Source organism: Providencia alcalifaciens DSM 30120, from assembly GCF_000173415.1.
Classification (GTDB): Bacteria; Pseudomonadota; Gammaproteobacteria; order Enterobacterales; family Enterobacteriaceae; genus Providencia; species Providencia alcalifaciens.
In genome coordinates this window covers 36,493-50,314 of the sequence record NZ_ABXW01000068.1, presented here as the reverse complement: position 1 = coordinate 50,314, position 13,822 = coordinate 36,493, and the positions used below count along the sequence as shown (strand labels likewise).

Genomic DNA, 13,822 nt, shown 5'->3' with positions numbered 1-13,822 from the left:
GACGGGATTCGAACCTGTGACCCCAACATTATGAGTGTTGTGCTCTAACCAGCTGAGCTACATAGCCATCTTTTTTTGCTTAACCTTCATCGGCGTTGCGGGGCGCATTATGCTAATTACAGGCAAGACAGTCAACAGCTTTTTGCACTATTTTTTAGAAAATGCGTTTGTTTGTTTGATGAATAATCATTTTGTCGATAAAGACAGCAAAAAACAACCCCGAATTTGAAAAAATGTGATTTGTTATTATTAAGATGGTTAAAAATCACACTGTCATTTATGACGTTATTTCCACGTTAGTGGATAAAAAAGAAAGCAAAGTTAACTTTCTAATAATGTCTGGAGCAATTCTCCGTTTAGCATCGCCCGTTTTGTGAGTGCAAATGCGCCAATTGCTGAATTATGCACCAATTGTGAAGTGACGATGGGTAAATTCTCACGAAAACCTTTTAAGGCTTGTGTGTCGATGCAACTTTGAATCGCAGGTAATAAAACTTGCTCAGCTTCAGTAATGTCTCCTGCAATGACTACTTTTTCAGGATTGAACAAGTTAATTGTGATAGCGATTGCCTTACCTATTTGTCGCCCAACGTGCTGGATAACTTCCGTTGCTAACGGATCGCCTTTATTAGCGGCTTGGCAAATATGAGAGATTGAACAGGTTTCAGGGGTTAATTGGCTGCTATAGCCTTGCTCTAAACGCTGTTTGACTCGCGCTTCAATCGCTTGGTTGGAAGCAATGGTTTCTAAGCAACCAAAATTACCGCAATGGCAAAGCTCACCAAGTGGGTCAACCTGAATATGACCAATCTCTCCTAGATTGCCTCTATGATTTAGCAGTATCTCTTTATTGACAACTATACCGGCTCCAGCCCCCCTGTGAATGCGAACAAGGAGTGAGTCCTTACAATCTTGGGTTGCACCAAAATAGCTCTCAGCTAGCGCTAGGCTGCGAATATCGTGCCCAACATAACAGGTGAGATTAAAATGTGCTTGTAAGTTATCAATCAATCGCCAGTTATCAACCTTAATATGCGGCATATAGTGGACGATACCTGAATGCGGATTTACCAGTCCGGGCAAAATCACGGAGATAGCGATCAATTCTCTAATGCGACGTTGGTGTAGCGCAATAAAGTCTTCAAGAGCGGCAATCAGTTTTTGTTCTACAACTTGCTGGGTGGGTTCAGTGATAGGGTAGTGACCATCTGCCAGCATTTTTCCGCTAAGGTCATACAGGGCGATGGTGGCATCGTAACGCCCCAAGCGCACACCGATGGTATGGAAATGTTTGTATTCGGAGACGATGGATATAGCGCGACGGCCTCCGGTGGAGGCCTGCTGGTCTACTTCTTTAATTAAACCGCGTTCGAGTAACTGACGAGTGATTTTTGTGACACTCGCTGGCGCAAGTTGGCTCTGCTCCGCTATCTGAATTCTAGATATCGGTCCTTGTTGATCAATCAGGCTGTAAACGACAGCACTGTTGAGTTGTTTTACGAGATCAATATTACCAATTTGCTTTAGCGAGTGGCTTTGATTCATCAGCTAGTTACTCATTTTTATAGACTTCCTCTCCGTTTACATAAGTTGAAAGGACTTGGAAGTCTTGGTTAAAGGCAGTCAAGTTAGCCGTTTTGCCGGCTTCGATGGAACCTAATGTTGCCTCTACCCCAATGGCTCTTGCTGGGTAAAGGGTGGCCATTCTTAATGTTTCATCAAGAGGAATGCCAACATGTTCAACACTGTTTTTCACCGCATTAATCATGGTCAGGGAAGAGCCGCTCAGTGTGCCATTTTCATCGACACATAATCCATTTCGGTAGTATATGGTTTTACCTGCGAAGATAAAATGATCCATTTCACCTGTTTGGGGATCAATTCCGGCGGGTGCGGTCGCATCGGTGACTAAAACCAGTTTATCGCCTTTAAGTTGTTTACTATTGCGGATATTTGCCCATTGGACATGTAAGCCGTCAGCGATGATACCAGCATAAACTTCGGGAGTATCGTAAATCGCACCGACTAAACCAGGACCACGACCTGAAATGTAAGGCATCGCATTAAATAAATGCGTTGAAGCTCGGATGCCGGAGCGGAAGCCTTGGCGCGCTTCTTCATAAGTTGCATTAGAGTGCCCTGCGGAGACAACAATACCTGCCTCTGTGAGCTGGTGGATAAAATGCGGCTCAACAATTTCAGGCGCGAGGGTGATCATGCTAATTGCGTCAGCATGGGCCGATAAGTAATCCATCATTTCAACCGATGGCTTACGGATAAACTCTGGGTTGTGGGTCCCTTTCTTAATTAAATTAATGTACGGACCTTCAATATGTAGACCAAGCGCTTGGTTTTTATTTTTTTTCAGATAGTCAGTCATGACTTTTACGCCATGTTTCATCAGCGCATCTGAACAGGTAATTAATGTTGGCAGAAAGCTAGTACAACCAGCACGCTCATTGGCTTTTTGCATGATTTCGAGGTTTTTCAATGTCACGTTTTCTTCGTTATCATTGAATTGCACGCCGCCACAGCCATTCACTTGTAGATCGATAAAGCCAGCCGACAGAATGGCGCCCTGTAAGTCTTTACGTTCGATATCGTGAGTGAGTTCAGATTCTGGGCATACGGCTTTGATGATTTCGCCATCAATAATGACCGCGTGGTTATCCAGTCTTTCGTGACCTGTAAAAATAATGCAATTAGTTAGTGCATACATAGCGTAAAACTCCTGACCGCGAGTAAAAGGGTCACCGACCAGCATGAGTGGTAGCTGGTCGGGTGTTCGATACTCTCTCTATTTTAAATGGCAGTGCCACTTAAATAAGATTGCGTATAAATTAATTAAACGATTCAATATTTTCGCATTCTAATTGCTTGAAATATTTAAGCGTTTTGACTTTCAATTCTAATGTTGCTGGCTCATCGCAGACAATCAATGCTTTCGGATGAAGTTGTACACAACTGACAGTCCATAAATGGTTTACGGAGCCTTCAACTGCAGCATGGACGGCATCTGCTTTGTTTGCGCCTGTTGCTAATACCATTAGCTCTTTTGCATCTAATAGTGTAGCAACACCAACAGTCAGTGCATATTTAGGTACTTGATTGATATCGTTATCAAAGAAACGAGAGTTCGCTTGGCGAGTTTCTGGCGTCAATGTTTTAATTCGAGTTCTGGAATTTAAAGAAGAACCCGGTTCATTAAAGGCGATATGACCATCATTACCTACACCACCCATAAATAGGTTGATTTGACCGTAGGATTTGATTTTATCTTCATAACGTTGACATTCGGCGTCGACATCAGGGGCATTACCGTTCAGTAAATTGATGTTGTCAGCTTGGATATCAATGTGATTAAAAAAGTTTTGATGCATAAATGTGTAGTAACTTTGAGGATGATCTTTGGGAATACCAATGTATTCATCCATATTGAATGTGACTACATGCTTAAAGCTGACTTTACCAGCTTTATATAAGGCGATTAATTCTTTGTAGGTTGCCAGCGGTGTACCGCCAGTTGGTAAGCCTAGAACGAAAGGGCGTTCAGCTGTCGGATTAAATGCGTTGATTTTATCAGCGATGTACTGTGCGGACCATACGCCAACATCATGAGCATTATTTAACGGGATAAGCCTCATGTACTTTTACCTCGAGTGTTTCTTTCAATTTATACTTGTATGACCCCATCTCCAATTATGTTGATCATTTTCAACATATTCTTATGACTGAGGTACTTGGAGTATATACAGCAAATCATATAAAAAACTTATTTTTAATCATAAAATAAGTTTTCAAGAATAGCTACTAATTTAGTCAATATCAGGATCCTTTCGTTGACATTTATCACAGTTTCCAGCTATTTATTTTGTATCGCGAAAAAATTCATCTAGACTATGAATTGCTATAATTAAGCGACATCAGTTATATTCCTGATGCGTGAAAATAAGATCCTGAAATGGGACAAAAATAGAGCGATACAAAGGGGGAGTTTGTGAATATTCTTAGCTACTTACAGCGGATTGGTAGGGCGCTTATGGTGCCTGTCGCCGTATTGCCAGCCGCCGCAATCCTAATGGGGATTGGTTATTGGATAGACCCAGATGGTTGGGGTGCCAATAGTGCAATCGCTGCGTTACTGATCAAATCCGGTGCTGCCATCATTGACAACATGTCTGTGTTGTTTGCGATTGGTGTTGCTTACGGAATGTCTAAAGATAAAGATGGTGCGGCTGCACTAACCGGTTTTGTCGGGTTCTTAGTTGTGACAACACTGTGTTCACCTGCATCGTACTCAATGATTATGAGTGTACCAGTGGAATCAGTCCCTGCGGCATTCAATAAAATCAATAACCAGTTCGTCGGTATCCTTGTTGGGGTTCTCTCTGCTGAATTATACAACCGCTACAGTGGCGTAGAGCTACCAAAAGCGCTGTCATTCTTCAGCGGTCGTCGCCTCGTCCCGATTCTAACCTCATTCCTCATGATCATCTTGGCATTCATTCTGATGTATGTTTGGCCTGTGGTGTATAACGGATTGGTGGCTTTCGGTGAAAGTATCAAAGATTTAGGCTCTGTAGGTGCGGGTATTTATGCCTTCTTTAACCGTTTACTGATTCCTGTTGGGTTACACCATGCGTTGAACTCGGTATTCTGGTTCGACGTTGCAGGAATTAACGATATTCCTAACTTCTTAGGTGGTGCGAAGTCCATCGAAGCTGGTTTGGCAACGGTTGGGATAACTGGACGCTATCAAGCGGGCTTCTTCCCTATCATGATGTTCGGTCTGCCGGGTGCAGCTTTGGCTATCTATCACTGTGCACGCCCAGAAAATAAAGCGAAAGTTGCTGGTATCATGATTGCCGGTGCATTTGCGGCATTCTTTACGGGTATCACTGAACCACTTGAATTCTCATTCATGTTTGTTGCGCCTGTCCTGTACGTGATCCACGCATTGCTGACCGGTATCTCTGTCTATATTGCTGCAACGATGGAGTGGATTTCAGGTTTCGGATTCAGTGCGGGTCTGGTGGACATGTTCTTACAGACACGTAACCCACTCGCTACACACTGGTACATGCTGATTGTTCAAGGTTTAGTATTCTTCTGCATCTATTATGTGATCTTCAGATTCATGATCCGTAAATTCAACCTGTTAACCCCAGGTCGTGAAGAGAGCGCAGGCGATGAAACCGTAGATGGTTATGACGAAAACATCAGTGATGCACACAGTGATGAAAGCGAGATTCAAAAAGAAGCTCGTCAGTATATTGCGGCAGTAGGTGGCAGTGACAACATTGTTAACATCGACGCGTGTATTACTCGTTTACGTTTAGGTGTGAAAGACTCCGCAGTGGTCAACGATTCTCTTGCAAAACGTATTGGCGCATCTGGTGTTATTCGCTTGAATAAACAAAACGTACAAGTGATTGTTGGTACACGTGCTGAATTAATCGCTAAAGCAATGACAGAAGTTATTGCTAAAGGTCCTGTTGCGGCTTCGGCTCCAGTGTCCGCACCAGAAAAAAGTCAGCAAGCGGCAACGACAGAAAAAGCAAAAGGTAATGCGGTATTATCGTTAATCGCGCCTGTTAGCGGTGAAGTTTATTCGCTGGATCAAGTACCAGACGAAGCATTCTCTAGCCGTATTGTGGGTGATGGTATTGCTATCAAACCAACTAGCAGTGAAGTGGTTGCGCCAGCGGCAGGTACCATTGTTAAAATTTTCCCAACCAACCATGCATTCTGCCTTGAAACAGCAAATGGTGTTGAGCTGATTGTGCATATGGGGATTGATACCGTTGCATTAAATGGTGAAGGTTGTGAGCGTTTAGTGGAAGAAGGTGCTGAAGTTGAAGCAGGTACTCCGATTCTGAAACTCGACTTATCTTTCCTTGAAGCCAATGCTAAATCAATGATCAGCCCTGTTATTATCAGCAATATCGATGATTTTGCGGGTGTTGAGATTTTAGCCAAAGGTCAAGTGACCGCGGGTGAAACCGTTATTTACAACGTATTAAAATAGTACGACCATAAATAGCAACGATTCGTTCGTATACAAAATGCCAGCCTAACAAGCTGGCATTTTTTTATTCAAATTAAGCAATGATTAATATTCGAAATATTAATTGATAAATTAATCAATCATGCATTCGGTATAAACGAATTTAACTTTTTGACTCTTATGACTATTTTATTTTCCCCATTGACGAGGATATGGTTTTTTTAAAGGAATAAAATAATATGATGTCGAAAATCACGTTAGTGAATGAAGCTAGCGAATTTGTTTTACAAAAGATGAATCATTTTTTTCAATGTTCAGGTAACGCAATTCGCATTCGAAGAATGAACAAAGAAAACTTAAAGTATTGTCATATCAATTCATTATATACGGTAGATCCTTTAGCTTGGCTTGATTATAGCGAAATTGTTTTAACGAAAGAGAGCTTCAGTTTCTGTTTTAAGCTCATTAGCCGTAATCGAATTTTAGTACGAATCCCCGATAAACCCGCAGGAGGCTGTGTGTGTAGTTATGACCCCCACAGCCGCAGAGCAACCATTGAACTACTCCAAAATTTTGAGAAAAAAATAAAGTTTTAGATGGGAAAATGATGACTTATTCATTAGTCAGCATTTTATTTTTCCTGATTAAAGTGGAGGGGGATGGGATTTATATTAACAATCCAGTGAATGAAGACTTGCTGGACTATTATGTTGGTGAATTCGGCTTTCAGGATGTCTTTAAAGATGGCAGTTTGTTATATAGCACTAAACAGCAATTGTTTGAGGTTTTTAATTCCTTAAGGCAACCATGGCGATCAAAATCCAATAGCACAATGGCACAGATATCAAACGGAAGCAATGAACAGAATGCCGATGAATTTATGCGATTATTGATCAGCGTGGCTCAGGCGATTAAGCAAATGCCTAATGCCCCGAAAGGCGAGGCGGCAGGAAAGCGGATAGACGAGACCTATGGGTAAGCAGATACCAGCCAGTAACTCACTTAAGAAGTGTAGCGAAAAAGTTATATCTGTTAATTAAATTGGCGAAATCTCAAAGTGAGTTGGCAAAATGGCATAAGCATAGGGAAATGCACAAAGATAAGATAAAACCTCACGCACATCTGAGGATTGTCCTGTGGATTTACTACTCTGTTTATTCGGTTTTATTTCGGGGATCACTACCGCGCTATTTGGCTTTGGTGGTGGATTTATCGCCGTGCCATTACTGTATGCCCTGATTACCCTTGTATGGGGACCTCGGCACGATACTAGCGAGGTCGCCATGCAAATTGCGGTAGCGACGTCCACATTTGTGATGATTTTTTCATCAAGCCTATCTAGCCGAGCACATTACTTAAAAGGAAACTTGAATTGGCAAATTATTCAGCCCTTTATGATCCCTATCTCAATTGGTGGCATTTTAGGAGCATTAATCGCACTCTCAGTAGACAGTGAATGGATTCGGTGGATTTTTATCGGTTATTTAATTATCACCATTCTTGACTGTTTTATTCGCCCTGGATTTCTACAAACTCAAGCTGAAGGCAACACCCTAATCAGAGGAAAATGTGTTACTGATGCTGTTATCGGAACGGTGATTGGGACCGTAGCAGCTTTTTTAGGGGTTGGGGGGAGTGTGATGACGGTACCGCTTATGCGCCGTCGTGGGGCGAGCATGTTGCAAGCAGCGGCATTTGCTAACCCGCTTACATTGCCAATGGCCATCACAGGCTCGATTATTTATTTCTATTTTGCCATGGAAAAGCATTTTGAATTAGGAACGGGCTTTTTAGGCATGATTTACATTAAAGGAGCATTAATTTTAATCGCCACTTCTTGGATTGGTATCCGTTTTGCTTCGTTTTTAATGCCATATTTAAGTGATAAACGCCATGCCCAAAGTTATCCAATCTTATTAATGATCGTTCTTGGGGTGATGTTGTTTGTATAAATAGCCTATTTTTTGACAAAAACGCATCTTTGCCATCGCTTTTCCTGACTAAGCTTAATCAAACGGTTGTTTCTGGACGTATTATGGTAGAATATATTCGGTTACTATACGAATATAGCGCGCTTTTGGCACTGAGGAACGATGACAATGAATGAGGCAGATGCTCGCCCAACTAACTTTATCCGTCAGATCATAGATGAAGATCTGGCGACGGGAAAACACACGTCAGTACACACGCGTTTTCCGCCTGAACCGAATGGCTACTTACACATTGGTCATGCGAAATCAATTTGCTTGAACTTTGGTATCGCGAAGGATTATCAAGGTAAGTGTAACTTACGCTTTGATGATACTAACCCGGTCAAAGAAGATGTTGAGTATGTGAACTCGATTCAAAACGACGTCCAATGGTTAGGTTTCCAGTGGAGCGGCAACATTCGCTATTCATCGGATTATTTTGATATTTTATATCAATACGCGATTGAGCTAATCAAAAAAGGTCTGGCTTATGTTGATGAGCTCAGTGCTGACGAAATTCGTGAATACCGTGGCACATTAAAAGAGCCAGGTAAAAATAGCCCATACCGTGAACGCTTGATCGAAGATAACTTGGCGCTGTTTGAAAAAATGCGCGCAGGTGGATTCGAAGAAGGTAAAGCATGTTTACGTGCAAAAATCGACATGGCATCACCATTTATGGTTATGCGCGATCCAGTTTTGTATCGTATTAAATTTGCAGAGCATCACCAGTCTGGCAACAAGTGGTGCATCTACCCGATGTATGACTTCACCCACTGTATTTCTGATGCGCTGGAAGGTATTACACACTCACTGTGTACATTAGAATTCCAAGACAACCGCCGTCTGTATGATTGGGTATTGGACAACATCACTATTGATTGTCATCCACGTCAGTACGAATTTTCTCGTCTGAATCTTGAATACACAGTGATGTCTAAGCGTAAGTTAAACCAACTTGTGACTGAAAAACATGTTGCTGGTTGGGATGATCCACGCATGCTGACAATTTCAGGTTTACGTCGCCGTGGCTATACAGCGGCTTCAATCCGTGAATTCTGTCGTCGTATCGGTGTTACAAAACAAGATAATAATGTTGAAATGGCAGCATTAGAATCTTGCATCCGTGATGACCTAAATGACTCAGCTCCACGCGCAATGGCAGTTATCGACCCTGTACGTTTAGTGATTGAAAACATGCCAGCAGGGGAAGAAATTCTGAAGGCGCCAAATCATCCGAACAACCCAGACATGGGAACGCGTGAAGTGCCATTTAGCAATGAACTGTATATTGACCGTGCAGACTTCCGTGAAGAAGCTAACCGCCAATATAAGCGCTTGGTATTAGGTAAAGAAGTACGCCTGCGTAATGCGTATATCATCAAAGCAGAACGCGTAGAAAAAGATGCAGAAGGCAACATCACCACTATCTTCTGTACTTACGATGCGGACACGCTTAACAAAGATCCAGCCGATGGTCGTAAAGTGAAAGGCGTTATCCACTGGGTAAGTGCAGCACATGCATTGCCAGCGGAAATTCGTCTATATGACCGCTTATTCACGGTACCAAACCCAGCGGCAGAAGATGATTTCTTATCAACCTTAAACCCAGAATCTCTGGTTATCCGCCAAGGTTTTGTAGAACCAAGCCTACGTGATGCGCCAGCAGAAAAAGCGTATCAGTTTGAGCGTGAAGGGTATTTCTGCGCAGATAATAAACTGAGCAGCGCGGATAAACTGGTGTTTAACCGTACGGTTGGATTGCGAGATACGTGGGCTAAGATTGAGTCTAACTAAATCCTCGTCATACTTCGTGCTGTAGCGGCGTTGGCTGCGCTTGCTAACCCTAGTCACATACTTGTGTCGAGGGATTGGCTCACTTGCCGCCTTGCTACAATACGAATTATTTAGAGAATTGTTGAGAACGGTCTAAAAAAAGACCCCCAATAGTTGGGGGTCTTTTTATATCAACATACCGTTGTGGGCGCAGCTGGTCACCCACAGAAGATTCAGCGTTGGCTCGTGAAGTCTTTCAACCCATAAACCAATGCTTCTATCCAAGCAGCATAATCATGACCACTTGACCATGAATGGAAGCTGGTTTTGTAGTTTTTATCTCGCAAAACATGTTCAAGTTCTTGGCTATTAAGCCAAATGCCGCCATCAGCACCTTGGTTTTCAAATAACCCTGCTTGTATCCAGAAACTGATCGGATAATGCGGTGATTGCTGATATTGGCGAGTTAACCATCCTGGCTTTTCACCTTCAGGTGCCCACCAGTACGAGCCAGATAGGCTCAGCACATGACTAAATTGGTTTGGATATCGCAATGCGACCCAGGATGATGCCAATCCTCCATAACTTGCGCCAGCCACAATCGTCTTTTCATTATTTATTTCAATACCATTTTTGCTCACCCAAGGTAGCAGTTCCAGCGCCATAAAGTCAGCAAAGGCTTGGTTTGGGGGGAGTTCCTTGGAGCGACGTTTACTATCCAGACTATCTATAAAGACAATATTAATTGGGGGTAATTGATGATTAGCAATCAAATCATCAATTACATTGGCGGTGTGATATTTATCCTGCCAAATTTGGCCATCAAACAAAAATAATGTCCAACTAACGGGTGTCGTTGCTTTTGGGCGATAAAGAATGATTTCTCGACTATTTCTAAGGAAATTACTTTTTAATGTATGTCGAGTCAAAGAACCATAACGTATAGGCTGTTTCATTGTATCGCGGGTAAAATACCGTGAGGGTTTTAAATCAAGTAAAGATGAGGTGTTCCACTTATCATCATTTTCTATACTCATAGTCGCGGGATTTAAAGGGTCTGCTTGTGCAGTGACTAAAATTGCACGGCGTTGTTCACGCGCACTGCCATCTACTTTAGGAACGTCAGGTGCCAATTGATATTGCATACGCGTATCTGCGGGGACCACGTAGCTGCGAAACCAAACATCGGAGTCAGCAAGTTTAAACATGGGATCATGATCGCCTGCCGGAGACCCTAAAATAAACACGTTACCGCGCGCTGCGCGCCACAAAAAAGTGACTCGTTTATGGGATGTATCTACGGGTTCAACTAAAGGCGTACCGCTGAGCTGTTGCTTTTCCCAAAATGCATCTGTCGTTCCTCCTGCTGCCAGCTCCTTTGCGAGTTGCTGTAAAGTAGGACTGACCGGGTTAAGTTTTCGCACGCGATTGAGTGGCTGAGTTTCTGTCATTTGCCAGTTAAATTTCCATTCACTACCGCTATTTCCATATAACATTAATGATGAAACTTGCCCTATCGGGGATGAAAAAAGTAGCGATTTTTCTCCATCAGCAGGTCCTGCTTCCAATAACGTGCGTAAATGATGGTTTTGCTGGTCGAGCAATTGTGCCCCTGTAGCCCCTTTTAGTGTGGCAACAACATAGTTTTCATTAAGCGCTGGAAGCCTAAAGCAAACCTTGCCCTCGGTATCGAATACACCTTCCTGAACCCCTTGGAGAGGCAGTTCGTTGCAAGGAGCGGCTATTGCGGGTACTGCACTAAAAGCAACCATTACGTAAAGCAAAACAGACTTCATGAGCCCTCACTTTCAAATTAATCGTTATTATTAATGAGATAACAAAGGCTACATCTTAATTTGTCGTAGCCTTTGTTCTTACTTTTTGTTTTACCAGGCGTAATCAAACGTGACAGTACCAGTACGACCGATGCCATAAAAGCAGGCATCACTCATGCCACAGGATGAAACATAATGTTTATCCATTAAGTTATTAACGTTTAACTGTATCGTTGCGCCTTTCAAAGATGGCGAAATATTGGCAAGTTCATAGCCAACCATAGCATCGTAAAGTGTTACCCCAGGCACAGAAAAGCTATTATCTGCCCCAGCCTGACTGGAACCGATATAGCGCACTCCTGCGCCCGCTTTCAGTCCATTTAGCATCCCTGAGTTTTCTTCATATTGTCCCCATACGGAGACCATATTTTTAGGGATTCGAGGAAATTCTTTTCCTTTTTCAGCACTGTTTGACGTTTCAAGCACTTTGGTTCTGGTATATGAATATGCCCCTGTAACAGCAAATTTGTCGGTAAGCTTACTGTTTATCTGGGCTTCCACACCTTTGCTTTCACCTTTGCCGATTAGCGTCATATAACCTAATTCAGAGTCGTATTTAGGAATGTTTTTTTGCTCGATATGATAGAGAGATAAGGTCGCCAGCGTTTTTTGGTCAGGGGTGAGGTACTTAATACCGATTTCTGTTTGTTTTGCTGTTTTAGGATCAAACGGCTGACTTTCTGGCTTTCTGTTGGTAGCAAGATTCGGCTCAAAAGAGGTGCTGTAGCTAATATAAGGGGAAATACCATTATCAAATGAGTATAACACCCCAACTAAGCCGGTTAGTTTGCCATCATTTTGTTGTGATTTGTCACTGTTCGTTCTGTCTAGCGTTTTTACTTCAATCCAGTCATATCGGGTGCTAGCTAATAAGTTCCAGCTATTCCATTCAATTTGGTCTTGAATATAAATACCGATTTGATCGCTTTTTTGTAACTGGTCGGTGAATAGCGTCTGCTTGGATTCATCAATTTTCTGGTATTGGGGGTTACGCCAATCAATATCATAGTTACCGCTTCTGTCACGCCAAAACTGTTTATCCTCTTTAGTCCATTTGTAATCGACGCCGACTAATAGTGTTTGATAAAGCCCCCCATTATCAATGTCGAAATTTAAATGGGTATCAACACCAAATGTATTGAGTTTCGTTTTTTCGTGCTGAGCCATTCGTTTGAGTACATAAGGATAGTTTTTAGCTTCACTTGCTAAGGTGTTAAATACTAAATAATTATATTTTTCATCAATTTCTGCGTAGCGTGCCTTTTGTACCAATGAAATTTGATCACTAAAATTATGTTCAAATTCATATCCAATACTATGTTGTTTTTGTTTGGAAATATTATAGTCAGGATTGCTTATGTTGAAATCTTGTGGAATTTTTCCTTCAGGGGTTGATTCAAGGGTGCCAACTTTAGGAAGAAAATTTCGATAACCATTTTTCGGTGAGTTCTGTAGATAAGCCAAAAGAGTGAACGTTGTGTCTTCATTTAGGAATGATATTGCGGGAGCGATGGCATATTTTTCTTCTTCATAGTCTCGAACCTGAGTGTCTTTCTTTTTTGCCAAGCCATTTAAACGGTAGAGGATATTTCCATCATCCGTTAGCTTGCCACCCAGGTCAAAAAATCCTTCTGTTTTATTTCGATTACCTAGTCGTAACTGAATTTTATTGATGCTCTGCGCGGTTGGTTTTTTGCTTGTCATGGCAATAACCCCACCAGGACTTATTTGCCCATACTGCACAGATGCCGGTCCTTTAATCATCTCAACTCTGTCCAGAAACCAAGGTTCGGTTGTGCCCATTGACGAGGACGCATTTCCGCCAAAAGGAATGCCATCTAGAATTTTGTTCGCATAATCAAAACCGCGACTGAATACTTCATCATTGCGATTTGAGTCACCACGGTATTCTGTAACCACACCTGGTGTATATCTCAATGCATCCACAACAGTTTCTGCTGCTCTGTTTTCTATTTGGGTTTTGGTCACCACATTTACCGTCTGTGGTATTTTCATTATCTCAGTCTCATTCTTCGTTGCAGAAGAAGTCGTTGTTGCGGTATATGAATCATTTGAGCTTGGTGTAGTCACAACCAAAACATCAGTTGCTGAAGCGAATGGAGAAACTACTAACAGTGATAGCACTGATAGCTTATTTTTATTTAACATAGCAATACCTGTTCATCCCTATTTTCAACGTGAAATTTAAGACGGTATGGAAACCTAGTAGTGCA

10 protein-coding genes and 1 tRNA gene are annotated in these 13,822 nt (G+C 42.2%); 5 read left to right on the top strand and 6 right to left on the bottom strand.

Annotated elements, in window-relative coordinates; translation table 11 throughout:
* The 4 genes from PROVALCAL_RS16550 to nagB all read right to left on the bottom strand — a co-directional run bounded on the left by PROVALCAL_RS16550 (position 1) and on the right by nagB (position 3,644).
* Positions 1-59: transfer RNA gene (locus tag PROVALCAL_RS16550), tRNA-Met, on the bottom strand.
* 262 nt (positions 60-321) lie between these two features.
* Positions 322-1,545 (bottom strand): DNA-binding transcriptional regulator NagC, encoded by a 1,224-nt coding sequence (gene nagC / locus PROVALCAL_RS16545; RefSeq protein ID WP_006660478.1) that lies wholly within the window; start codon positions 1,543-1,545, stop codon positions 322-324.
* 7 nt (positions 1,546-1,552) lie between these two features.
* Positions 1,553-2,719: an N-acetylglucosamine-6-phosphate deacetylase gene (gene nagA / locus PROVALCAL_RS16540; RefSeq protein WP_039862279.1), complete on the bottom strand. Its 1,167-nt coding sequence runs from the start codon at positions 2,717-2,719 to the stop codon at positions 1,553-1,555.
* Between the two features lie 121 nt (positions 2,720-2,840).
* Positions 2,841-3,644, bottom strand: coding sequence for a glucosamine-6-phosphate deaminase (nagB, locus tag PROVALCAL_RS16535; RefSeq protein WP_006660476.1), 804 nt, complete (start codon positions 3,642-3,644; stop codon positions 2,841-2,843).
* 353 nt (positions 3,645-3,997) lie between these two features.
* On the opposite strand from nagB, the gene nagE reads away from it, so the two are divergent.
* The 5 genes from nagE (at position 3,998) to glnS (ending at position 9,774) form a co-directional block, all read left to right on the top strand.
* A complete protein-coding gene (nagE, locus tag PROVALCAL_RS16530; protein ID WP_006662318.1) occupies positions 3,998-6,028 on the top strand; it encodes an N-acetylglucosamine-specific PTS transporter subunit IIBC in 2,031 nt (676 codons plus the stop codon).
* A gap of 218 nt (positions 6,029-6,246) precedes the next feature.
* Entirely contained in the window at positions 6,247-6,603 is a 357-nt protein-coding gene (locus PROVALCAL_RS19100; protein ID WP_006660474.1) for a hypothetical protein, read from the top strand.
* 11 nt (positions 6,604-6,614) lie between these two features.
* Positions 6,615-6,986 (top strand): hypothetical protein, encoded by a 372-nt coding sequence (locus PROVALCAL_RS19095; RefSeq protein WP_050788088.1) that lies wholly within the window; start codon positions 6,615-6,617, stop codon positions 6,984-6,986.
* Between the two features lie 157 nt (positions 6,987-7,143).
* A complete protein-coding gene (locus PROVALCAL_RS16520) occupies positions 7,144-7,959 on the top strand; it encodes a sulfite exporter TauE/SafE family protein (protein ID WP_006660472.1) in 816 nt (271 codons plus the stop codon).
* Positions 7,960-8,106: 147 nt separating this feature from the next.
* Positions 8,107-9,774, top strand: coding sequence for a glutamine--tRNA ligase (gene glnS / locus PROVALCAL_RS16515; protein WP_151899080.1), 1,668 nt, complete (start codon positions 8,107-8,109; stop codon positions 9,772-9,774).
* Positions 9,775-9,986: 212 nt separating this feature from the next.
* Here the strand turns inward: glnS and PROVALCAL_RS16510 are convergent, their stop codons facing one another.
* The gene (locus PROVALCAL_RS16510) at positions 9,987-11,549 is read right to left on the bottom strand and encodes an esterase family protein (RefSeq protein ID WP_006660470.1); all 1,563 of its coding nucleotides are present in this window, start codon (positions 11,547-11,549) and stop codon (positions 9,987-9,989) included.
* A gap of 90 nt (positions 11,550-11,639) precedes the next feature.
* On the bottom strand, positions 11,640-13,757 hold the full coding sequence (locus tag PROVALCAL_RS16505) for a TonB-dependent siderophore receptor (RefSeq protein WP_006660469.1): 2,118 nt from the start codon (positions 13,755-13,757) through the stop codon (positions 11,640-11,642).
* Positions 13,758-13,822: the final 65 nt, after the last annotated feature.

Excerpts from the sequence above, each read along its gene's own strand:
- nagC (WP_006660478.1), bottom strand. The coding sequence starts at position 1,545 with ATGAATCAAAGCCACTCGCTAAAGCAAATTGGTAATATTGATCTCGTA.
- nagA (WP_039862279.1), bottom strand. The coding sequence starts at position 2,719 with ATGTATGCACTAACTAATTGCATTATTTTTACAGGTCACGAAAGACTG.
- nagB (WP_006660476.1), bottom strand. The coding sequence starts at position 3,644 with ATGAGGCTTATCCCGTTAAATAATGCTCATGATGTTGGCGTATGGTCC.
- PROVALCAL_RS19100 (WP_006660474.1), top strand. The coding sequence starts at position 6,247 with ATGATGTCGAAAATCACGTTAGTGAATGAAGCTAGCGAATTTGTTTTA.
- PROVALCAL_RS19095 (WP_050788088.1), top strand. The coding sequence starts at position 6,615 with ATGACTTATTCATTAGTCAGCATTTTATTTTTCCTGATTAAAGTGGAG.
- glnS (WP_151899080.1), top strand. The coding sequence starts at position 8,107 with ATGAATGAGGCAGATGCTCGCCCAACTAACTTTATCCGTCAGATCATA.
- PROVALCAL_RS16510 (WP_006660470.1), bottom strand. The coding sequence starts at position 11,549 with ATGAAGTCTGTTTTGCTTTACGTAATGGTTGCTTTTAGTGCAGTACCC.
- PROVALCAL_RS16505 (WP_006660469.1), bottom strand. The coding sequence starts at position 13,757 with ATGTTAAATAAAAATAAGCTATCAGTGCTATCACTGTTAGTAGTTTCT.